This window comes from Coriobacteriia bacterium, from assembly GCA_041658765.1.
Lineage (GTDB): Bacteria > Actinomycetota > Coriobacteriia > Anaerosomatales > JBAZZO01 > JBAZZO01.
Map to the genome: position 1 here is coordinate 200,441 of JBAZZO010000001.1, position 22,774 is coordinate 223,214.

A 22,774-nucleotide genomic window follows, 5' to 3' on the forward strand; every position below is an offset into this window, starting at 1 on the left:
CGCGCGGACGCACTTCGTGGAAGGAAGGCAGCAGGCGATGTCGGTCTCCACCAACAACCTGAAGAATGGCATGTGCATCAGCTACAACGACAAGCTGTGGACCGTCGTCGAGTTCCAGCATGTGAAGCCCGGCAAGGGCGGAGCGTTCGTGCGCACGAAGCTCAAGGAGATCAGGACCGGGCGCGTCGTCGACGTGAGATTCCGCGCCGGCGAGCAGCTCGAGGACGTTCGGCTCGAGACGAAGCGTCTCCAGTTCCTCTACCGCGACGGCGACACGTTCCACTTCATGGACGGCGTGTCGTACGAGCAGCTGGAGCTGTCGGCGGACTTCATCGGCGAAGCGGCGAAGTGGCTCAGGGAGAACGACGAGGCCGAGATCATGCTCGCCGGCGGCGACATGATGGGCGTCGAGCCTGAGATGTTCGTCGAACTCGAGGTGACCGACACCGAGCCCGGCTTCAAGGGCGACACGGTGCAGAGCGGCGGGAAGCCCGCGACGCTCGAGACCGGTGCCGTCGTCCAGGTCCCGATGTTCGTGCAGGTAGGGGACCGCGTGAAAGTCGACACTCGCGATGGGAGCTACATCACCCGCGTCTAGTGCGCGTCCGGTATACTGTGCGGAACCGCACGTGGCCAAGAACGCGAAGAGGCCTTTCGACCACGAGGGAACTCAACCGATGCGACCCGTCCACATCACCGACACGACGCTAAGAGACGCGCACCAGTCGCTGTGGGCGACGCGGATGCAGCTCGCGGACATGTTGCCGATCCTGCCGAAGATGGACTCGGCCGGATACTGGTCGCTGGAGGTCTGGGGTGGGGCGACCTTCGACGCCGCGCTCCGGTTCCTCGACGAGAACCCGTGGGAGCGTCTCCGCGCCATCAAGCAGCACTGCCCGAAGACGCCGCTGCAGATGCTGCTGCGAGGTCAGAACCTCGTCGGGTACCATCACTACAGCGACGAGATCTGCCGCCGGTTCGTGCACGCGAGCAAGCGCAACGGCATCGATGTCTTCCGGGTCTTCGACGCCCTGAACGACGCGCGCAACCTCTCCGTGTCCGCCGAAGCGATCAAGGAGTGTGGCGGTCACTTCGAGGGAGCGATCAGCTACACGGTGAGCCCGGTGCACACGCTCGACTCCTTCGTCGAGTTCGCGCAGGTGCTCAAGGACATGGGCGCCGACACCATCTGCATCAAGGACATGGCGGGCATGCTCACTCCGTTCCGCACGGAGAAGATGGTCAAGGCGCTCAAGAACGAGATAGGTCTTCCCGTCCACGTGCACTGCCACTACATCGGTGGCATGGCCCCGATGAACTACCTGAAGGCGGTCGAAGCCGGCGCGGACATCATCGACACCGCGGTCGTCGCACTCGCCTTCGGCAACAGCCAGCCCGCGGTCGAGATGATCGTCGCCGCGCTGAAGGAGTCGCCCTACGACACCGGCATCGACCTCGACCTTCTCTTCGAGATCGCCCACTACTGGGAGACCGTCAGGGAACGCAAGAAGCTCAAGCGCGGCGTGACGTCGCTGATGCACATGGAGGTCTTCAGCCACCAGGTCCCGGGGGGCATGATCTCGAACCTCGTGAGCCAGCTCGAGCTCCAGAAGGCGGGCGACCGTCTGACCGACGTCCTGATCGAGATCCCCAAGGTGCGCGCCGAGGTCGGTTTCCCGCCGCTCGTAACGCCGCTCTCGCAGATCGTCGGCACCCAGGCGGTCCTCAACGTCCTGACCGGCAAGCGCTGGAACGTCGTGCCGCAGGAGATGAAGGACTACATCAAGGGGCTGTACGGGAAGGCGCCCGGGCCGATGGACCGGGAGATCGTCGCGAAGGTGCTGGGGAAGGACCTTCCGCTCGCCGACGACGTCCGGCCCGGCTCCCTCGTGACCACTCGGTACGACGACGTGGCCGCGGAGGTGGGCGATCTCGCGCACAGCGAGGAGGACGTGCTGATGTACGCGCTCTTCCCCAACGAGGCCCGCACGTACCTCACCTTGCACAAGGAGGGCGCCGAGAAGGCGGTCTTCCTCATGAGCGAAGAAGTGAACACGGTCAAGGAGGAAGAATCCGTGGACGTCAACCAGATCCGGGAGCTCATCCGTGTGGTCGAGCTTTCCGACGTGAGCGAGGTCGTCGTCGAGGAAGCCGGGACGACCGTCACCGTCCGCAAGGGCGGTGCGGTGTACGCCGCCGCGCCCGCCACTGCCGCAGCGCCGGCCGCCGCCGGTTCGCCCGCGGCCGCCGCGGCCCCAGAGAGCTCGCGTCCCGCGACGTGGAAGCCGGTCGTCTCGCCGATGGTCGGCACCTTCTACCGATGCTCCGCGCCGGGAGCGGCTCCGTTCGTCGAGGTGGGGGACACCGTCGACGAGGGCCAGGCGCTGTGCATCCTCGAAGCGATGAAACTCATGAACGAGATCAGCGCGGACGAGACCGGGGTAGTGCGCGAGGCATGTGTCGAGGACGCCCAGCCCGTCGAGTACGGGACGGTGCTCTTCTACCTGGAGCCGATGCCGTAGTGTCGCACGAGTTCTCGAAGATACTCGTCGCGAACCGCGGTGAGATCGCGCTCCGTGTCATCAGGTCGTGTCGCGAGCAGGGCATCGCGTCCGTCGCCGTCTATTCGGAGGCCGATCGCGATTGCCTGCACGCGCGGATGGCGGACGAGGCGATCTGCATCGGCCCGCCGGCGTCGTCCGCGTCGTACCTGAACATGACGAACGTGATCTCCGCGGCGCTCGTGACCGGCGCCGACGCGGTCCATCCAGGATACGGTTTCCTCGCGGAGAACGCGGGATTCGCGCGCGCTTGCCTCGATTCGGGGCTCGTCTTCATCGGCCCTTCTCCCGAGGCGATCGAGCGGATGGGGGACAAGTCCGTGGCCCGCTCCACCATGATGGCCGCGGGGGTGCCCTGCGTGCCAGGAAGCGACGGGGAGGTGGACTCGGGGGAGGACGCCTTGAGCTTCGCCGAGCGGGTCGGGTATCCGGTGCTGATCAAGGCTGCTGCCGGCGGCGGGGGCCGCGGCATGCGTGTCGCGACGGACGAAGGCGACCTTCTCGCGAACTTCTCCGCTGCGAAGGCCGAGGCCGCAGTGGCCTTCGGCGACGACCGCGTCTACCTGGAGAAGTACCTCACGCGCACGCGACACGTCGAGTTCCAGGTGCTCGCGGACTCGCACGGCAACGCGGTGCACCTGTACGAGCGCGACTGTTCGGTGCAGCGCCGGCATCAGAAGCTCATCGAGGAGTCTCCGAGTCCCGCCCTGACTCCGGAGTTGCGGAAGGCGATGGGTGAGGCGGCGCTCAAGGCAGTGCGCGCCGTCGGATACGTCAACGCTGGGACGGTCGAGTTCCTCCTCGACGCCGACGGCTCCTTCTACTTCATGGAGATGAACACGCGCGTCCAGGTGGAGCATCCCGTGACCGAGGCCGTCACCGGAGTGGATATCATCAAGGAGCAGATCCGGATAGCGGCGGGACTCCCGATGCGGCACGCCAAGCAGGAGGACGTGGCTCTGCGCGGCCACGCGATCGAGTTCCGGATCAACGCGGAGGACCCCGCTCACGACTTCAGGCCCCATCCTGGTCTCGTCGAGGTGTTCAACGCGCCCGGTGGGTTCGGTGTCCGCATCGACAGCCACATGTACTCCGGCTACACCGTGCCGCCACAATACGACTCACTCATCGCGAAGCTCATCGTCTGGGGCGAGACGCGCAAGGAGGCCGTCGACCGCGCACGGCGCGCTCTCGACGAGTTCATGGTCGTCGGCATCCCGACCACGATCCCGTTCCATCAGGCGGTCGTGGAGGACGAGGCGTTCCAGCGCGGTGAGGTCTATACTGACTTCGTCGAGACCCGAATCCTCAAGGGCGCCGGGCGCTCTGTGACCACGACGGGAAGGGACGATGTCTGACGAGATCCGCCTCGATGGCGTCGGGGTCTCCTCGACCGTGCTCGAGACGATCGTGATGCTCGCCGCGCAGACCGTCGAGGGCGTCGCGTCCGTGGGTGGCGGGCAGAAGCTCGCCGGGCTGGTCAAGAAGGGCGCTAGTCATCCCGTCGTCGTGACGCTCGACGACGAGGGCGCGCTCTCGGCGACCGTGCGTCTCACGATAGAGTACCCGCGTCCGTTGAAGCAGGTGGCCGAGTCGGTCCGCCTCGCCGTGACGGAGGCGCTCTCGAGTCAGACCGGCCAGCCGGTCGCCTCCGTCGACGTGTTCGTCGACGGTGTCACGTTCGACGAGTGAGCGATCCGGAGAACAGCCCTCGGCGCGACGCACCGATGCTGGAGCGTTCGAGGGCCCGGCGGCAGGCCATGCAGATCCTCTACCAGCGCGAGGTGACCGGGGAGGGCGTCGCTCTCATCCTCTCGGCGCGCACCTTCAGCGATGAGGACGGCGAACCGTCCGAGTTCTGCCGAGCGCTCCTGGCTGGCGTGGACGCCCACCAGACGAGCATAGACGCCACGATCGAGCGTACCTCGGAGCACTGGACGCTCGGCAGGATGCCGCTCGTGGACCGCAACATCCTGCGGATAGCCGTGTACGAGCTGCTGTACGAGGACGCGATACCGGACTCGGTCACCATCAACGAGGCGGTCGAACTCGCCAAGACGTACGGCGGAGACGATTCTTCGAAGTTCGTGAACGGGATCCTCGGAAAGATCGCCGAGCGAGCGACGGGCGGCCCGGACGAGACCGACCCGGAGACGGAGTGACGATGACCGACGAGCAATACACCTTCGAGCAGGCGCGCATCAGGCTGGAAGAGATCGTGGGGCAGGCGCGGCGGAAGGACGTCTCGCTCGAGGCGAGCCTCGACCTGCTCGAGGAGGGTGTTCGCCTCGCGAACGTCTGCACGGAGCTCTCCGACAGAGCGGACTGGGACCTCGCGGCCGAGACCGCCGATCTCGAGGAGCAGCCCCTCGAGTCGGTCGACGGCTCCGCTTCCGAGGGGTGACGGCTCAGCGACGGCATCGCGTCCCAGGTTGTCCGCGTCTCTGAAGCCGCAGTATGCTGGGCGGGACCGTCGGTGGAAACCGGCGGATACCGCGACAAGCCCCGCCGGGAGATGGACCTCTGTGCCCTCCGAGCGCATCCTCGATACCATAGACGGACCCGCCGATATCAGGTCGTTCGACGCCTCGCAGCTGGAGACGCTCGCCGGCGAGATCCGCGAGATCCTGGTGAACACCGTCTCGGAGACCGGCGGACACCTTGCGCCGAACCTCGGCGTCGTCGAGTTGACCCTGGGGCTGCATCGGGCGCTCGAGTCCCCTCGCGACAGCATCGTGTGGGACGTCGGACACCAGTCCTACGTGCACAAACTGCTGACCGGTCGCCGCGAGCGTTTCGGGACGCTTCGCCAATACGGCGGGATCTGCGGCTTCCCCAAGCGCTCGGAGAGTCCGCACGACTCATTCGACACGGGTCACGCCTCGAACTCGCTGTCCGTGGCGCTCGGCCTGGCTCTCGCGCGCGACGCGGCAGGCGAGGACCGCGAGGTCGTCGCCGTCATCGGCGATGGATCGCTCACCGGCGGGATGGCCTTCGAGGCGCTCAACCATATAGGTCACCTGGGCACCCATCTCATCATCGTCCTGAACGACAACGAGATGTCCATCTCGCAGAACGTCGGAGCACTCGCGAGCTACCTGGCGCGAGTGCGGCTCGACCCGCGATACACGCGGCTGCGGGATGAGGTCGAGTCGGCGCTGGGTCGCACGAAGCTCGGCGCGAAGTTCGTCGCTGCGGGCGAGGCGGCGAAGGAGTCCTTCAAACAGTTGCTCGTCCCCGGGATGATATTCGAGGAACTCGGCATCACCTATGTCGGCCCGATCGACGGGCACGACGTGGCGCAGGTGCAGAACGCCATCACGTGGGCGAAACAGGCCGAGGGTCCCGTGCTCGTGCACGCGGTGACGCGGAAGGGGACCGGATACGTACACGCCGAGGACCGCCCCGACGCTTTCCACGGGATCAACCCGTTCTCGATCGAGACGGGGATGGCACATCCGAGCGAGGGGCCGCCATCCTACACGGAGGTCTTCGGTCGAGCGCTCGTCGCGGAAGCCGCCGAGGACGACCGCATCGTCGCCATCACGGCGGCGATGCCGTCGGGGACCGGTCTCGACCTCTTCGCCTCGGAGTACCCGGATCGCTGCTTCGATGTCGGCATCGCCGAGCAGCATGCGGTGGGACTCGCGGCGGGACTCGCGGCGGGAGGGCGCGTGCCCGTCGTCGCCGTGTACTCGACATTCCTGCAGCGAGCCTACGACCAGGTGATCATGGATGTGGCGCTGCAGGGTCTTCATGTAGTGTTCTGTCTCGACAGGGCAGGGCTCGTCGGCGAGGACGGACCGACCCATCACGGGGTGTTCGATCTCTCCTATCTGCGCGCCATCCCGAACTTGAGCATCATGGCTCCGGCTGACGAGGCCGAACTGGTCCACATGCTGCACACGGCGTTGCTCGCGGACGGGCCCGTGGCCATCCGCTACCCGCGCGGAAAGGGGGTCGGCGTCCCACTGCCGGCTCACCCTGTGGTGCTCGAGGCAGGTCGCGCGCAGCTTCGGCGAGGGGGGAGCGATGTAGCGCTTCTCGCCGTCGGGCGCATGGTGAGCGTCGCGGAGTCGGCGGCCGATCTGCTCGCCGCCGACGGCGTCTCGGCGACGGTCTTGAACATGCGATGGGTCAAGCCGCTCGATCTGGTGGCGGTCTCCGACGCGGCGATGTGTCACCATCTGCTCGTCACCATCGAGGAGAACGCCGGTATCGGAGGTTTCGGGGGCGCGGTGCTCGAAGCGCTCGCCGACCTCGGGGCGCACGCGCCACTCCTGCGCCTCGCCGTTCCCGACTGTTTCGTGACTCATGGAGCGACCGAGCGCTTGCTCGCGGAGGTGGGTCTCACTCCAGCGGGCGTGCGCGGCGCCGTTCTCGGACGGCTACTCGATGTCACGGCGACGCCGGCCCCGGCGAGGGAGGACGTCCGCCGTGACCCGACAGCGGGCAGACGCGCTCCTCGTTGATCTTGGCTTCTTCGGGTCTCGGGAACAGGCGCACGCGGCCATCCTCGCCGGCGAGGTGAGGATCGATGGCGATATCCTCGACAAGCCCGGCAGGCAACTCTCCCCGGAGGCAGGGATCGTCGTCGCGGCCCGTCCGAAGTACGTGTCGCGCGGCGGCCTGAAGCTCGCGGAAGCGCTCGAGCGCTTCGGCATCGACCCTTCGGGTATGCGCGCACTAGACGTAGGCGCGTCGACGGGAGGATTCTCCGACTGCCTGCTGCAGCACGGGGCGGTCTCGGTGGTCGCACTCGACGTGGGCTATGGCCAGCTCGCATGGTCCCTGCGGACCGATCCGCGCGTCACCGTCTTCGAGCGCACGAACATCCGCTCGGCCGATCCGTCCGTCTTGGGGGCGCCGTTCGACATCGCGGTGGTGGACGTCTCGTTCATCTCCCTGCTGAAGGTGCTCGGTCCCGTGTCGTCCATGGTCGGCGAGGACGGGTGTATCGTCGCTCTGGTAAAGCCTCAGTTCGAGGCTGGTAAGGGTCGAGTCGGTAAGAAGGGTGTGGTGCGCGACGCCTCCGTCCATGTCGACGTGCTCCGCGCCGTGGTGGAGGGCTCGCGCGCGAGCGGGTGGGTGGTGCGAGGACTCACGTGGTCGCCGGTACGCGGTCCGGAAGGTAATATTGAGTTCCTGATGTGGCTGTCGCGCGAGGGGGAGTCCTCCGCCGTCGAGGCGGAAGAGGCCGTCGCTCGCGCGCACGAAGCGCTCGGAGGTGCCGGTGCGCGTCCTGCTAGTCCCGAACACGGAGAACGCTGAGGCCGTCCTCGCCTCCCGTTCGCTGTCCGAGTGGCTCGACGCCCGAGGTTGGGAGCCGGTCCTGACCGAAGAGGACGCCCGCGCGTGCGACCTCGCCGAGTCGGCCGTAGCGCGCACGGAGATCGGGGAGCCCGCTCTGGTCGTCGCGCTCGGCGGAGACGGGACCATCCTCAAGGCGGTGCACGTTCTCGGGGAGATCGACGCCCCTGTCCTCGGCATCAACCTCGGCCGCCTCGGGTTCCTGTCCGGTGCGGACCGCGGGAGCCTTGAGGACGCCGTGGGGACCGCTCTTGCCGGAGAGGGCCGGGTGGAGACGCGGGCGACGCTTCGCGCGACGGTGACCGTGGGCGACCGCGAGGTCGGTACCTATCGCGCCCTCAACGAGGTGTTCGTCGGCCGTGGCCCTTCAGGACGCGTGGTAGAGCTCGCGATCTCGGTGAACGGGACCCGCCTGACGCGGTTCGCCTGCGACGGAGTCGTCGTCGCCACGGCGACGGGCTCGACGGCGTATGCGCTGTCGGCCGGCGGACCGATCGTCTCGCCGGAGGTCCGCGGGACCGTCGTCGTCCCCGTCGCGAGTCATACTCTCGCAGTGCGGCCTCTTGTCCTGGGGCCGACGGACATCGTGGAGATATCCTGCCCGAACCCCTCCCGGGCCGAGGCGTGCGTCGCCGTCGACGGAGAGGCCGTTCCGTGCCGGCGCGCCTTGGACCGCGTCGAAGTGTCGCCCGGCGGACGGGACGTGCGGCTCGTCAAGGTCCACGGCCGCGACTTCTACGAGGTCGTGCGCGAGAAGTTCCTCGGGGGACCGTAGGTGCTCGACCAGCTGCACGTGCGCGATCTCGCGCTGGTCGAGGATGCCTGGCTCGAGCCCGGAGCGGGGCTCACGGTGCTCACCGGCGAGACGGGAGCGGGCAAGACCGTGCTCGTGGAGGCGCTGATGCTGCTGCTCGGCGAGCGGGGTGACGCCACCCTCGTGCGTGCCGGGGCTTCCGAGGCCGTCGTGGAGGGCAGGTTCGTGATCGACGGACGCGAGGTGGTCGCGCGCCGCCGGGTGACGGCGGACGGCCGCTCGCGGTGCACGCTCGACGGTGAGATGACGACGGTCTCGGGACTCGCCGAGGCGCTCGGCGGGCAGGTCGACCTTCACGGCCAACACGATCACCAGGCGCTCCTTCGTCCCGCTAGTCACGTCGGATACCTCGACCGCTTCGGCGGGAAGCCGATCGCCGACGCGCTAGCCGGGTATCGCGCGTGCCGAGAAGCGTATCGAGCGGCGGGTGAACGGCTCGCGGAGTCGGAGGCGGCGCTGGCCGACCGTGAGGTCCGGTCCGAGCGCGCCCGCTTCCTTGTCGACGAGGTCGACGCCGTCTCGGTCTCCCCCGGGGAGGACGTCGCGCTCCAGGCGCGTCTGCCCGCGCTGCGCCACGGCGAGCGCCTCGCTTCGGCGGCGTCGAACGCCTTCGCGGCCGTGCGTGGTGACGGTGGCGCCTCAGACGGCCTCGCCGCGGCGATGGCGGCGCTGCGAGGGGTCGAGGGCCTCGATCCCGCCATCGATGCGCTCGCGGACGAGCTGCGCGAGGCCGCGGCCGCTTTGGACGACGCCGGTTCGCGCCTTCGGGACAGGGGCGAGGGCGTCGAGTTCGACCCGGAGGCGCTCAACGAGGCCGAGACGAGGCTGGCGATGCTCTCCAGCCTGAAGAAGAAGTACGGTCCCGATCTGGACGACGTCATCGCCGCGCGGGACGAGGCGCGCGCCACGCTCGACGCGCTGGAGAGGGGCGAGGAGGGTCTTGACGCAGCTCGCGATGGGTCACGTCTCGCGGAGGAGTCGCTCCAGAAGGCGGCCGGTGTCCTCTTCGAGGCGAGGACCGCGTTCGTCCCGACGCTCGTCGAGAGACTCGGCGCGATGGCGGCGGAGCTGGCGATGCGAGGCGCGCGTTTCGAGGTGGCCTTCGAGGACCTGCCGCCCGCGGCGTGGGGTGCGGACGGGCCGCAACGGATCGAGTTCATGTACGCGCCCGGCGAGGGCGAGCCGGCGCGACCGCTCGCGCGCATCGGATCGGGCGGAGAGGTCTCCCGTGTGATGCTCGCGCTCAAGGGCGTGCTGGGTCACGCGGACGAGGTCCCCGTCCTCGTCTTCGACGAGGTCGACGCGGGCATCGGAGGACAGACGGCGCTTGCCGTCGGCCGGAGGCTGGCCGACCTCGCCGTCGGAAGACAGGTCCTCGTCGTGACACACCTCGCGCAGGTCGCCGCGTTCGCCGATCGTCATCTGGTCGTGACCAAGGACGACTCGGCGGGCCGTCCGGTCACCACCGTGCGGGAAGCGGCGGGCGACGAGCGGGTGGCCGAGGTCGCGCGCATGCTCGCGGGCGAAGGGACGCAGACGGCGCTCGCCCACGCGCGCGAATTGCTTGCGGCTGCGGTGTCGGGGCGATGATGCGGCCGCGGCGTTCGCGTGCCGAGCGGGCACGGATGCGGGCCGAGACGCGACGCGCTCGCGTGCGTGTGGTCGTTCTCGGGGCCGGAGTGATCCTGATCGCCACCGTCCTGGCATTCGGCGTCCGGACTAGGGCGAAGCCGGATGCGACGTCCTCGCCGATCGCGCTACCACTGCGTGCGGCGCCAGCGTCAGCCGCCGGAACGAAGACCTCCGACGTTGCCGGCGAGTTCTTCGCCACGATCGCCGGGACGCACGTCGGGCTTGTCTTCCCGGCGACATCCGACAGGCTCGTGGCGGTCGGTTTCCATGAGGCGAGCCGCCCGGAGGCCCTCGTCCTCGTCCCGGAGGAGCGACTCCACACGCGGGCGCGATCGGACGTCATAAAGGCGGCGCTCGCACGGGACCCGGGGCTCAAGCTCTTCGAGATGAACACGCGTGACCGCGCCACCGCGGCGCACACCGCGCTGGACTGCGCCGTGCTGCCTGGGACGACGGTGCGCAGTCCGGTCGACGGCACCGTCCGCCTCGTGAAACGGTACTACCTGGAGGGGCGCTGGGAGGACCGGCAGATCGAGATCGAGCTGGACGGGGCGCCGGGAGTGCGAGTGGTGATGATCCACGTGCGTGACGTGCGCGTCCGCGCCGGGACGCGAGTCCGCGCCGGCGTCACCCCGATTGGCCGCGTGAGGCACCTTCTGATAAACTCCCAGGTCAACCGCTATCTTCCCGTGGCGGCCGATCACACGCACATCCAGGTCAATCCGGTCTCGCCGTCCGGCGCTCCCGCGAGGACCGTGACCGGTCGCACGGGCTGACGAGGGGGCGGCATGCGCTTCGAAGGGACCGCACGGCTCGACAGGCGGACCAAGGATCTGGTCAAGCGTCTCGGTCGCAACGACATCGCCTTCATCGACCACGAGGATATGGATCGCGTCAGCGCGGAATCGCTGATCGAGACGGGCGTCGAGGTGGTCGTGAACGCCGCCTCCTCCATCTCGGGGGCCTACCCCAACGTCGGCCCGCTCATCCTCACGCGTGGCGGCGTCGCCCTGCTCGACGCCGTCGGGACCGAGGTCTTCGACCGCGTGCGCGAGGGCCGGCGCGTGGTGGTCTCCGGGGATGAGGTGCTCCTCGACGGCGAGGTCGTCGCCAAGGGAGAGCGCTTGACCGTCGACAGTGTCGAGCAGGCCATGGAGGACGCGAAGGCCGGCCTCGGGGAGAAGCTCGACGAGTTCGCGCGCAACACGCTCGCCTTCCTCGAGAAGGAGAAGGCGCTGCTCACGGACGGCAGCGGTGTGCCGACCACCAGGACCGTCATCGCGGGGCGTCACGCGCTGGTCGTGGTGCGGGGGTACGACTTCAAGCGCGACCTGCAGACGCTCAAGCCCTACATCCGGGAGATGCGGCCGGTGCTCATCGGTGTCGACGGAGGCGCCGATGCGATCATAGAAGCAGGTTTCCGGCCCGACATCGTCGTCGGCGACATGGACTCGGTCTCCGACTCGGCGCTTCGCACGGGCGCCGAGTTGCTCGTGCACGCCTATCCTGACGGCCGGTGTCCTGGGATGGCGCGGCTCGAGGCGCTCGGGCTGACCGGGACGCCATGGCCGCTCGCCGCGACGAGCGAGGACCTCGCGCTGTTGTTGGCTTACGAATCCGGAGCCGACCTCATCGTCGCGGTCGGCACGCACGCCAACCTCGTCGAGTACCTCGACAAGGGACGCAAGGGGATGGCGTCGACGTTCCTGGTGCGGCTGAAGGTCGGACCGCGGCTCGTCGACGCTAAGGGCGTCAGCAAGCTCTACCGCGAATCGGTCCACCCGCTCCAATTGATGCTCATCGTCGCCGCGGCGCTCGTCGCGGTCTCCGCTGTCGTCGTGATCTCGGCCCCGATCCGCTCGTTCCTAGGTCTGCTCCTGCTCCGCCTCCGGGCGGTGGTAGGCTTGTGAGGACCTGAAGGGAGTCCGTCCGTGTACAACCTGCGATACCATATCGCTTCGCTCGTCGCGGTGTTCCTCTCGCTCGCCGTCGGTCTGATCCTAGGGTCGGTCGTCGTCGAGAGGGGGACGCTCGACAGACAGCAGTCGACACTCGTGGCCGGCCTCAACGACGAGTTCTCGCGGATCAAGAACGAGAATGATGCGCTCAACAACGACCTGAGGGGATACGAGGGCTTCGCGGTCTCGGCCGTGCCCGCGCTGGTGAGTGAACGGCTTCGAGGCCGCGTGGTCGTGGTCCTCATGAACACCGGTCGTTCCGACGGTCTGTCGTCCGTCACGCGCGCGATCTCGCTCGCGGGCGGCACACCGATCGTCGCGACCTTCACCAGGCAGGGCCTCGGGCTCGACGATCCCGCGGTCGCGAAGGGTCTGAGCGCCGGGTCGGTCATCGCCACCACCACCTTCGAGGAGATGCGGCGAAGCGTCGTCGCGAGCATCGCGCAGGAGTGGTGGAGGCCCGGCGCATACAGGGCGCTCACGGATGCGCTGGTGAAGGCCGGGGTCCTGCGCTTCGACAGGACGCTGCCGCCTGCGGGTGTCAACGGTGTGGTCGTGATGGCTTCGTGGGACGGCAAGGCCGACCCCCTCGCGCTGGCGCTGGGACAGAGGATGCGCGACCTGGGCGTCGGTTCGGTGGCGGCCGAGTCGCTGGCGCGTCCGGCCGGTGTCACCGGTCCCGCGCTCGAAGCGGGGCTCTCCGTCGTGGACGACGTCGATAGGCCCCAGGGGCAGGTGAGCGTCATCTTCGTGCTCGACGGATCCGCTCATGGGCACTTCGGCGTCCGCAGGGGAGCCGACGCGGGTTTCGCGCCTCTCGGGAAGTGAGGCTAGACCTTCCGTCCCCGCTCGAAGGCTAGCCTGAGCAGGGCGGATGCGACGTGTACGAACTGGCGGCCGCGATGAGCGAAGCCCGCGGCGTCCCGACCGGTCGCCGAGTGTTCCATCGTCGTCTCGACTTCGACCACGCGCAGTCCGGCGCGCGCGGCCCGGACGGTGAGGGCGACCTCCACGCCATAGCCGAAGGCGAAAGGCGTCACGGCCCGGACCGCCGCGGAGTCGAGCGCGCGCTGTCCCGACAGGGGAGCACTCACGCGCATCCCTTCACCGAGTCGCGCTATCCCCCAGCGCGCGAGCCCTTTCACGAGGCCGAAGCCGGCCTTGCCCGAGGGAGGCGGGAACTTCGCGACCGTCATGTCCGCGCTTCCGTCCGCGATCGGCCCGAGCAGTGCTGCGGCCTCGGACGCGGAGGCGCCGAGGTCCGCGTCGAGCAGGAGCAGCACGTCGGTGGGTCCGTCGAGGGATGCGAGACCCGCGTCGAGCGCCGCCCCCTTGCCGACGTTGCGCGGCAGACGCACGACACGAGCCCCGGCCGACTCGGCCGACGACGCGGTGTCGTCGGCCGAACCGTCGTCCACGACGACGACCTCGGTCACGCCCGCGACGTTCCTCGCCGCGAGCACCGTGTCGGCGATGCGGTCCGCCTCGTCGTGAGCCGGGATGAGGGCGACGATCCTCACGAGACGCCGCCGGGCAGCAACCGCGAGAAGACGCGACGCGCGAGCCGCCCCGCCTCCGCGACCTCGGGTACGCGCATCGCATGAGCGAGCGCGTACGTCAGCGAGAGGCCGACCACTCCCGCGGGCACGAGCTGGGCGAGGAAGCCCAGTCGCAGGCCGGAGACGAATCCGCCTGCGGCAGCCGAGACGCCCCACGCGGCGGCGCCACCTACGAGGGAGCACGCCAGCACGCGCAGCAGACTCGAGCCGACGGTGCGACCGCCCATAGGTCCGAGCTTCCGCCGCAAGAGCAACCAGAGGACCCCGAAATGCAGCGTATAGGCCGCGGCGTCGGCGAGCGCGATGCCCCGGAGCCCGACACCTTTCCACGCGCCGACCCCGACGGTCAGAACCGCGTAGAGGCCTACCTGCAGGGACGTGGCGAACACGTTGGTGGCCATGGGTGTCCGGGTGTCTTGGAGCGCGTAGAAGGCGCGCAGGGTGAACATGTAGGCCGCGAAGGAGAAGAGTCCGAACGCCCAGCACGTGAGGACGGCCGAGACCGAGCCGACGTCGGAGGTGGTGAAGCGTCCGGCGTGCAGGAGCATCACGAGCGGTCGCGCGAGGGCGACGAGCATCGCGGCCATGGGAAGCATCAGGACTCCCGTGGCGCCGAGGCCGGTCGCGAAGCGTCGCTTGAACGTCGTCATATCGCGAGCGCCGGCCGCCGAGGCGAGTTCGGGGAGGAACGCCGTCGCTAGCGCGACCGCGAAGATGCCGTAAGGGAGCTGGTAGAACATCCACGCGTAGCGAACGATCGCCGGCCCGACGGCGCCCGGGGCCCCGCGCAACGAGTATGCGTTGCGCAGCGAGACGCCGACCATGTTGGTCCCCACGTAGACGAGGGTCGCGAGCATCGTGCGCCCCATCGCCCGCATCGCGGGATCCTTGAGGTCGATGACCGGCCGGAGCCGGACACCGAGGCGTGCGAGGCTCGGGACCTGGACCACGAGCATGACGACCACGCCCGCCGTCGTCCCGATCGCGAGGAGTGTCTCCGCGAGGTGCGGTCGCGTCGTGTGGAGCGGCAGATAGACGCCGAGGATGACCGCGATGAGGACCAGGTTGTTGAATATCGGCGCCACGGCCGGTGCGAGGAAACGGCGACGCGCGTTGAGTATTCCGGTCACGACCGCGCCCACAGCGTAGAAGACGATCTGGACGGCGAAGAAACGGAAGAGGAACGCGCCCTTGGCGACGAAGGCCTCGACCTGCTGTGGGGGCACGCCGAACGTCTGGGTGCGCACGAACGCCTCGGCCCAGACCGTCCCCGCGACGGCTATCACGCCGAGTGCGATGACGGCCAGCGTGAGAACGCTGCTCGCGAAGCGCCATGCCGCCTCCTCGCCGTCGTTCTGGAGACGTTCGATGAAGATCGGGACGAAGACGGCGGAGAGCACGCCCCCGGCCACCAGCTCGTACACCATGTTCGGCACGTTGTTAGAGACGGTATACGCGCTCGTGAGAAGAGTCGCTCCCATCGCGACGGCCATCGCCCAGTCGCGCGCGAAACCTGTGACGCGCGACAACGTGGTGGCGATCGACATCGAGGCGGTGGATCGCGCGAGCGACGGTGTGCTGATGGTTCCCTCCATCGGCGGGGTCGGCCCCATTGTAGCCCACGGAGTTCGGGCGTCGGTGGCGTCCGACACCCCTCCGTAACCGGCGCGTCGCCCGGCGGCCACGGCCATCCGCTATACTTCGACCGATGAAGCAGCGCCTCGCCAGCGTACTCGTACTCGCTCTCGCCGTGTGTCTGCTCGCGCCGCTCGCGGCGTCGGGCGCCCCCACGCCGAGCGGTCGCCTCGTCGTCGTCGTGCTAGTTCCCTACATGAAGTGGGGCGACGTCGTCTCGGGTTCGATGCCGGTACTGGAGAAACTGGCGCGCGAAGGCGCGGTCGGTCTGCTCAATGTGCGCTCCGATCTTCGGAATCCCCCGATGGACACCCCCGTCCCCGCGGTACTCGCACTCTCGGCGGGCGCGCCCGCCGTCGCCGACGAGTCCGCTCTGGCGGCGTTCGGAGCTGATGAGCCCGTCGCGTCGTCGGACGCTGCTCAGGCGTACCGTCGGATGATGGGGCGAGGTCTGTCAGGCGCGCGCATCGCGTATCTCGGTTTGCCGGTCGAGATACGGGCCAACGCGGACTCGTCGGTCGAGACGCGGCTCGGATCGCTGGGGCAGGCGGTGGAGGATGCTGGAGGCTCGACGGGAGCCGTGGGCGGCTCGGATCTCGGAACGGCATTCGCCGAAGCGTCGGGTCTGCGCCCAGCGGCGATCGCGGCCATGGACTCCGCGGGGCTGGTTCGCTACGGGGACGTCTCTCCCGGACTGCTGATGCGCCGTGATGGCGCCCCGTTCGGCGTCATGACCGATCCCACGGCCTTCAGACTCGCGTTCGCACGCACGGTCGACGCCGTCGACGCTCACGGCGGCCCGGGTCTCATCATCGTCGATCCTGGCGATCTCACGCGCGCGGTCATGTGGGAGATGCAGTCGCTGCCCGAGGTCGCGCAGCAGCAGCGTGGGATCGCCTTGCGCGCCACCGATGAGACGGTACGAGGGGTTCTCGAGGCCCTCCCGGACGGGACCGCGCTCATCGTGGCGTCGGTGGCGATGCCCGCCCCGGAGACGGGACCTGGCGGTCTCGCTCCCGTGGTCGTGAGCGCGCCGGGCTGGCGGGGTCTGGTCACTTCGTCATCGACCCATCGCAAGGGTCTGGCGACGCTGTTCGACGTCAGCGCGACGGCGCTCTCACTTCTCGAGGTCGAGCGTCCCGTCGGGATGCTCGGGAACCCGATCTCCGCTGACGGGGACCGGGCCTCGCTCTCGGCTCGCGTCGATCGCCTGGAAGGAATGGCGCTCTCGGCTGTCGCCATCGACGGCGCGAAGCCGGTAGTGGTCAACACGTTCATCGCGGTCACGGCGATCGTCCTCCTTCTCGGCACGGCCCTCCTCCTGCAGGTGCGCAGTGTGGGCGAGCACTTCGCTTCGCGCGCGGCGCTCGTCTCGAGGTCGACACTCCTCTTCCTAACGGGTGTGCCGCTCGCGGCGCTCGTGATGTTCGGTCTCGTTCCGAGTCCCGGACGCCCCGCCGTCGCGGTCGCCGCACTCGTGGTCGTCGCCGTGGCGATATGGGTGGCTGGGTCGCTGGTCGGGAGGGCGGGCGGTGGCGTGCTCGCCGTGGCCGCGGTCGGGCTTGCCACCACGGCGACGATACTCGTCGACCAGTGGCGCGGCGCTCCTTGGACCTTCACGTCGTTCTTCGGCTACTCCCCGCTCCTGGGTGCGCGCTACTACGGTCTCGGGAACGAGGGAGCGAGCATCATCATCGGCTCCTGCATCGTCGGGCTCGCGCTTCTGTTCGATCACGGGCGCGAACGGCCGTGGGTCGCGTTCTCGCGGCGTTGGCTGCTTCCAGCAGTCGGCGCCGTCGTGGTCGTGACGGCCTCGGCGCCGACGCTCGGGGCGAACGTCGGCGTCGCGATATGGGGCACGACGGCCTTCGCCGTCGCGTGGGCCCAGATGAACGGCCACCGCCTGAGATGGAAGGCCGCGGCTCTCATCCTGCTCGCAGCCGTAGCGCTAGTGGCGGTCTTCTCCGTCTGGGACATGAGCCCGTTGAACGGTGCGCAGACGCATCTCGGACGCGCGTGGGCGAGCGCGGAACGCGGCGGAGCGGGGCAGCTCTGGCTCATCGTCGCGCGCAAGGCCGCGACCAACGTGCGCGTCTTGACGCACACGAACTGGTCATACCTCCTAGTCGTGACGCTCGCGTTCCTCGGGTATCTCCGGTGGCGTCCGCACGGCGACTTCGCCTCGACGCTCGAGACGAATCCGCATTTCGCCGGTGCGATGTCGGCGTGTCTGGTCGCCAGTCTCGTGGCGTACTTCACGGAGGACTCGGGGATCGTCATCCCCGCGCTGATCATGCTCTATGCCGGCGTCGGCATCCTCTGCCTGATGTTGTCGGGCATCTCGGCCGATCGGGAGGTCGGATGACCCTGCGCTGGGCCGCCGTGCTCGTACTCATCGCGATCACCACCTGGGTCGGGCCCGCTCTCGTGATCCGTGCGCTCGTCCCAGTGCTCGAGGACGGACGTCGCGGTGTCGAGAATCATCGCGGCAGGCCGGTCTTCCTGGGTCTCGGGATCGTCTGGATCGTGTGGGCCGCGGGGACGCGCGTCGCACTCGCCGTCATGCACATCGCGGATTCGATCGCGGTATCGGGCTCTGGACGCTTCACGGGCGGTGCAGTGGGAGCGCTGCTCGTGTCGATGCCGGTGGTGCTCGTCGTCGGCGCGGGTGCGTTCGGGCTCTTCGACGACCTGATCGGGTCGAACGAGGTGCGCGGGTTCCGTGGACACCTGTCCTCCCTGCGCCGGGGACGGTTGACGACCGGAGGCCTGAAGTTCCTCGGCATCGGGGCCCTCTCCGCCGCCGCCGCCGCGGACATCGTCGCGAACCACGAGATGTCGGCCGCAACGTCGGCATCCTGGGTCCTCCGCTCGGCATGGGTCGTCGGGATCTGGGTGTGCGCCACTCTGGTCATCGCGCTGAGCGCGAACCTCGTCAACCTCCTCGACCTCCGGCCCGGCAGGGCGCTGAAGGCATACTCGGTGCTCGCCGTTCCGGCCGCTTTCGGTATGGCGTGGATAGTCGCGGTCGGCATCTGGCGGGTCTCAGACCCCTGGTACTCGGCGCCGGTCGAGACCTTCCTGCTGACCGCGGCTTCTCTCCTCATCGTGCTCGGCCCGGTGGCGGCTGTGTGGCGCTACGACATAGGGGAGAGGGGGATGCTCGGCGACGCGGGGGCGAACGCGGCGGGGGCGCTCGCCGGCTACTTGCTCGCGCAGGTCCTTCCACTTTGGGGTCTCGCCTTGGCCGCGGTCGTCCTGCTCGAGCTCAACCGCAGTTCGGAGAGGGTCTCCTTCTCCGCGGTGATCGAACGCACACCGCTCCTGCGCGCGATCGATCGCCTTGGGCGGGGAAGTGACGTCCCCTAGACCCTCCCGGTGCGGATGGCGCTGGGGTACGATGCGATGCGGACGGAAGCGGGGAGCCGACACGCGCGCGGACCGAGCCTGAGAGGGATACATGGCGAAACACATCTTCGTGACCGGCGGCGTCGTCTCCTCGCTCGGGAAGGGCATCACCGCCGCCTCTCTCGGGCGGCTGCTCAAGTCGCGCGGTCTGAAGGTGACCATCCAGAAGCTCGATCCCTACCTCAACGTCGACCCGGGGACGATGAGCCCCTTCCAGCACGGCGAGGTCTTCGTCACCGATGACGGGGGCGAGACCGACCTCGATCTCGGGCACTACGAGCGCTTCGTCGACGAGTCCCTCTCGAGGGACTGCAACGTGACGGCAGGATCGGTCTACCAGACCATCGTGACGAAGGAGCGCCGCGGAGACTTCCTCGGCGGCACGGTCCAGGTCATCCCTCACGTGACGAACGAGATCAAGGACCGCATCCTGCGCCTGGCCGACGCCACGCGTCCGGACGTGATCATCACCGAGGTCGGCGGGACCGTGGGCGACATCGAGTCCCTGCCGTTCCTCGAAGCGATCCGTCAGCTCAAGAAGGACGTCGGGCGCGACCACGTCTGCTACATCCACGTCACGCTCGTCCCGTGGATCGGGGCGTCGAGCGAGCTCAAGACCAAGCCGACGCAGCATTCCGTGAAGGAACTGCGGAGCATCGGCATCCAGCCGGACTTCATCGTCTGCCGCTCGGACCGGCCGATCGACGCGGGTATCCGCCGCAAGATCGCGCTCTTCTGCGACGTCGACCCGGCCGCGGTCGTGAGTGCACTGGACGCACGTTCCATCTACGAGGTGCCGCTGAGGCTGAGGGAGCAGGCCCTCGACGAGATGGTCATCGCGCACCTCGGTCTCGAGTGCGGCAGCCCCGACATGCGCGAGTGGGAGTCCTTCGTGGCGCACAGTTCGTCGCTCACCGACACGGTCGACATCGCGCTCGTCGGGAAGTACGTGCAGCTTCCCGACGCGTACCTCTCGGTGAACGAGGCGCTGCGCCACGCGGGCATCCATCACGACCACGAGGTGCGGATCCACTGGGTGGACGCCGAGGGCATCACGCCCGAGGAGGTCGACCAGGTGCTCGCGGAGATGGACGGCATACTCGTCCCCGGAGGTTTCGGGATCCGGGGCATCGAGGGAAAGATCCGTTCCGCCTGCTACGCCCGGGAGAACAAGGTCCCTTACCTCGGCATCTGCCTCGGGATGCAGGTCGCGGTCTGCGAATTCGCGCGCAATGTCGCCGGGCTCGCCGGAGCGAATTCGGCCGAGTTCGACCCAGTGGCCCCGCATCCCGTCATCGACCTCATGCGAGAGCAGCAGGACGTCGCTGACTTGGGAGGCACCATGCGGCTCGGCGCCTACCCTTGCGCCGTCACGGCTGGCACGAAGGGTGCCGCGGCATACGGCGCTGAGACCATCTACGAACGGCATCGCCATCGCTACGAGGTGAACAACGCCTACAGGGACCGTCTTACCGATGCCGGTCTCGTGATCTCCGGTCTCTCGCCCGACGGTCGCCTCGTCGAGATGGTGGAACTGCCCGATCATCCGTGGTTCGTCGGTCATCAGGGGCATCCCGAGTTCAAGAGCCGTCCGACGAGGCCGGCTCCTCTCTTCCGCGACTTCATCGGCGCGGCCGTCGCTCATCGGCGGGGCCGGAAGGCCTGACGTGTCGGAAGAGCGACTTCTCGCGACCTTCCTCGAGCTGGTCCGCACGGACAGCCCGTCGAGGTCCGAGGGGGCCGTCGCGGCGCGCGTGGCGAGCATCCTCGAGGGTCTCGGTTGTGAGGTCGGCTTCGACGACTCCGTCTCCAAGACCGGTTCCGAGACGGGCAATCTCGTTGCGACGTTGCCGGGGACCGCTCCTGGACGCGCCGTGGCGTTCTCGGCGCACCTAGACACGGTCGAGCCGGGGCGAGGGATCGAGCCCACGGTCGCCGGGGGACGCGTGCGGGCGTCCGGCGAGACGGTGCTCGGCGCGGACGACAAATCGGGCATCGCTGCGATCATCGAGGCGCTCACTCGGGCGGTCGAGGACGGCCGACCGCGTCCGGAGGTCACGGTCGTGCTGACGGTCTGCGAGGAGTGCGGTCTCCTGGGAGCGAAATCCCTCGACAGAGGCGTCGATCTAGGCGACCTGTGCCTCGTTCTCGACGCCGAGGGCGCGGTGGGCGGCATCGTCACCGCGGCGCCGACGCACCACACGTTCGTCGCCCGGTTCCGCGGGAAGGCGTCCCATGCGGGTGTTCGGCCGGAGGCGGGCCGCTCGGCGATCGTGATGGCGTCGCGAGCCGTGGCCGCCATGACGCTCGGTCGACTGGACGGCCGGACGACCGCGAACATCGGGACCATCGAGGGCGGCACAGCCACGAACGTCGTCGCCGCACAGGCCGTCTTGACCGGCGAGTGCCGCTCGATCGATCCCGTTCGCGTCGAGGAGGTGCGCCAGGCGATGGACCTGGCCCTGAGCGACGCGGCATCGTCGGGCGGCGGTCGCGTGGATGTCTCGTGGACGAAGGAGTACGGGGGCTTCTCTTGGGAGGACGACCATCCGCTCCTCTCGCTCGTCGAGACGGCCTGTGGGGATGCGGGTATCGTGCCACGCCGGTTCGAGACCGGCGGCGGCAGCGACGCCAACGTGTTCGCCGATCGCGGCGTGCCCGCTCTCGTGCTCTCGACGGGCATGACGGATGTCCACGGAACCGACGAGTCCCTCTCCGTGGCGGATCTCTCGGCCCTCACGCGCCTGCTAGAGGCCGTGCTCGGCCGCGCTTTGGACTGAACCGTGCGTCTGGTCTGGGCGGATGTCAGCGCGATCGAGGTGGACGAAGACGACGTCCAGCGCTTGGTGGTCGTCTTGGACGATCCTCCGGGCGAACCGGGTGTCGCGCTCTGCTATCCGGCTCTCACGGGGCGCTGTGTCCTCGGCGAGCGCGTCCTGTGCAACACGACGGCGGTGGACCTCGCGCTCGGTACGGGCGGCTCGCACGTCGTGGTGGCTCGCGCGGGGACCGGGTCTCCACGCGGTGTCGCCGTCGATGCAGCGACCGGCGGGCACATCATGAAGCTGCGCTACACACCGCTGCAGTGTGACGTCCGCAGCGTCGAGGAGCAGGACGCGCCCGGCCATGCGACGATGGCCACTGCGAAGGTCCTCGACGGCATGCCGGTCGTCTGCTGCGGGCTGCACAGCCAAGTGCCTCTCGTGGCGGCCGCCGTGAAGCGCGACGTACCGGCCGCGCGGATCGCCTATGTGATGACCGACGAGGCCGCGCTTCCGATCGCGCTCTCCGAGTCCGTTCGAGCGTCCCGCGCGGCCGGCTTGCTCGATACGACGCTGACGTGCGGCCAGGCGTTCGGTGGAGAGTCCGAGGCGGTCACGCTCCACTCCGCTCTTCTTGCGGCGAGACACGTCTCGGGCGCTGACGTCGCGATAGTCGCCATAGGCCCGGGGGTCGTCGGCACCGCGACGCCGCTGGGTCACGGTGGCGTCGCCCAGGGAGAGGCGATCAACGCGGCGTCGTGTCTCGGCGGTCGTTCGGTCGCCGTCCTGCGCGTCTCGTTCGCGGACGCACGAGAGCGCCATCGGGTCCTCAGCCATCACACGATCGTCGCGCTCACAGTCGTGGCGCTCGCGTCCGCGGATGTGGCCGTCCCTTCGCTCGCTCCCGCGCGTGCCTCGCTGCTCGAGAAGGCACTTGACGATGCGCGCGTATGGGATCGCCATCGCCGGGCCGATGCGCTCTCCGGCGAAGGCGACCTTCCCGACATGAGGGGCGTGCAGCCGCGCACGATGGGACGCGGGCCCGCCGACGACCCCGCGTTCTTCGCTGCCGCCTGCGCCGCCGGCGAGGTCGCCGCGAGTCTGCTCGCCTGACTTTCGCGTGCCGGGTTGCCGA

Annotated in this window: 20 protein-coding genes; 18 read left to right on the top strand and 2 right to left on the bottom strand. The window is 68.8% G+C overall.

Features of this window, described 5'->3' with window-relative positions; translation table 11 throughout:
• Window positions 1-37 precede the first annotated feature (37 nt).
• The 13 genes from efp (at window position 38) to WC971_01085 (ending at window position 13,103) form a co-directional block, all read left to right on the top strand.
• A complete protein-coding gene (gene efp, locus WC971_01025) occupies window positions 38-598 on the top strand; it encodes an elongation factor P (GenBank protein MFA5843393.1) in 561 nt (186 codons plus the stop codon).
• A 79-nt stretch (window positions 599-677) separates the two neighbouring features.
• The gene (gene accB, locus WC971_01030) at window positions 678-2,522 is read left to right on the top strand and encodes an acetyl-CoA carboxylase biotin carboxyl carrier protein (protein MFA5843394.1); all 1,845 of its coding nucleotides are present in this window, start codon (window positions 678-680) and stop codon (window positions 2,520-2,522) included.
• A complete protein-coding gene (accC, locus tag WC971_01035; GenBank protein ID MFA5843395.1) occupies window positions 2,522-3,919 on the top strand; it encodes an acetyl-CoA carboxylase biotin carboxylase subunit in 1,398 nt (465 codons plus the stop codon). The genes accB and accC overlap by 1 nt, the downstream gene beginning before the upstream one ends.
• Complete coding sequence (locus tag WC971_01040) at window positions 3,912-4,253, top strand: Asp23/Gls24 family envelope stress response protein (GenBank protein ID MFA5843396.1); 342 nt, start codon at window positions 3,912-3,914, stop codon at window positions 4,251-4,253. Before accC ends, WC971_01040 begins: the two co-directional genes overlap by 8 nt.
• On the top strand, window positions 4,250-4,723 hold the full coding sequence (nusB, locus tag WC971_01045; GenBank protein MFA5843397.1) for a transcription antitermination factor NusB: 474 nt from the start codon (window positions 4,250-4,252) through the stop codon (window positions 4,721-4,723). The genes WC971_01040 and nusB overlap by 4 nt, the downstream gene beginning before the upstream one ends.
• A 2-nt stretch (window positions 4,724-4,725) precedes the next feature.
• Window positions 4,726-4,965 carry an exodeoxyribonuclease VII small subunit gene (gene xseB, locus WC971_01050; protein ID MFA5843398.1) on the top strand — a complete coding sequence of 80 codons (240 nt, stop codon included), beginning with the start codon at window positions 4,726-4,728 and terminating at the stop codon, window positions 4,963-4,965.
• Between the two features lie 121 nt (window positions 4,966-5,086).
• Window positions 5,087-7,033, top strand: a complete 1,947-nt coding sequence (dxs, locus tag WC971_01055) for a 1-deoxy-D-xylulose-5-phosphate synthase (GenBank protein ID MFA5843399.1) — start codon at window positions 5,087-5,089, stop codon at window positions 7,031-7,033.
• On the top strand, window positions 6,999-7,832 hold the full coding sequence (locus tag WC971_01060) for a TlyA family RNA methyltransferase (protein MFA5843400.1): 834 nt from the start codon (window positions 6,999-7,001) through the stop codon (window positions 7,830-7,832). The genes dxs and WC971_01060 overlap by 35 nt, the downstream gene beginning before the upstream one ends.
• A complete protein-coding gene (locus tag WC971_01065) occupies window positions 7,795-8,646 on the top strand; it encodes an NAD(+)/NADH kinase (GenBank protein ID MFA5843401.1) in 852 nt (283 codons plus the stop codon). Before WC971_01060 ends, WC971_01065 begins: the two co-directional genes overlap by 38 nt.
• On the top strand, window positions 8,647-10,275 hold the full coding sequence (recN, locus tag WC971_01070; GenBank protein MFA5843402.1) for a DNA repair protein RecN: 1,629 nt from the start codon (window positions 8,647-8,649) through the stop codon (window positions 10,273-10,275).
• Window positions 10,272-11,093, top strand: a complete 822-nt coding sequence (locus WC971_01075) for a M23 family metallopeptidase (GenBank protein MFA5843403.1) — start codon at window positions 10,272-10,274, stop codon at window positions 11,091-11,093. Before recN ends, WC971_01075 begins: the two co-directional genes overlap by 4 nt.
• Before the next feature lie 12 nt (window positions 11,094-11,105).
• Entirely contained in the window at window positions 11,106-12,227 is a 1,122-nt protein-coding gene (steA, locus tag WC971_01080) for a putative cytokinetic ring protein SteA (protein ID MFA5843404.1), read from the top strand.
• Between the two features lie 21 nt (window positions 12,228-12,248).
• On the top strand, window positions 12,249-13,103 hold the full coding sequence (locus WC971_01085) for a copper transporter (protein MFA5843405.1): 855 nt from the start codon (window positions 12,249-12,251) through the stop codon (window positions 13,101-13,103).
• A 2-nt stretch (window positions 13,104-13,105) separates the two neighbouring features.
• On the opposite strand, the gene WC971_01090 is transcribed toward WC971_01085, so the two are convergent.
• Window positions 13,106-13,795, bottom strand: coding sequence for a glycosyltransferase (locus WC971_01090; GenBank protein MFA5843406.1), 690 nt, complete (start codon window positions 13,793-13,795; stop codon window positions 13,106-13,108).
• On the bottom strand, window positions 13,792-15,429 hold the full coding sequence (murJ, locus tag WC971_01095) for a murein biosynthesis integral membrane protein MurJ (GenBank protein MFA5843407.1): 1,638 nt from the start codon (window positions 15,427-15,429) through the stop codon (window positions 13,792-13,794). Before murJ ends, WC971_01090 begins: the two co-directional genes overlap by 4 nt.
• Window positions 15,430-15,542: 113 nt before the next feature.
• Between murJ and WC971_01100 the strand changes: the two genes are divergently transcribed.
• The 5 genes from WC971_01100 (at window position 15,543) to WC971_01120 (ending at window position 22,752) form a co-directional block, all read left to right on the top strand.
• Window positions 15,543-17,834, top strand: a complete 2,292-nt coding sequence (locus tag WC971_01100; protein MFA5843408.1) for a hypothetical protein — start codon at window positions 15,543-15,545, stop codon at window positions 17,832-17,834.
• Window positions 17,831-18,838 (top strand): hypothetical protein, encoded by a 1,008-nt coding sequence (locus WC971_01105; GenBank protein ID MFA5843409.1) that lies wholly within the window; start codon window positions 17,831-17,833, stop codon window positions 18,836-18,838. The genes WC971_01100 and WC971_01105 overlap by 4 nt, the downstream gene beginning before the upstream one ends.
• 91 nt (window positions 18,839-18,929) lie before the next feature.
• Window positions 18,930-20,543 carry a CTP synthase gene (locus tag WC971_01110; protein ID MFA5843410.1) on the top strand — a complete coding sequence of 538 codons (1,614 nt, stop codon included), beginning with the start codon at window positions 18,930-18,932 and terminating at the stop codon, window positions 20,541-20,543.
• Window position 20,544: 1 nt separating this feature from the next.
• The gene (locus tag WC971_01115) at window positions 20,545-21,657 is read left to right on the top strand and encodes a M20/M25/M40 family metallo-hydrolase (GenBank protein MFA5843411.1); all 1,113 of its coding nucleotides are present in this window, start codon (window positions 20,545-20,547) and stop codon (window positions 21,655-21,657) included.
• Between the two features lie 3 nt (window positions 21,658-21,660).
• Window positions 21,661-22,752 (top strand): DUF3866 family protein, encoded by a 1,092-nt coding sequence (locus WC971_01120; protein ID MFA5843412.1) that lies wholly within the window; start codon window positions 21,661-21,663, stop codon window positions 22,750-22,752.
• Window positions 22,753-22,774 lie beyond the last annotated feature (22 nt).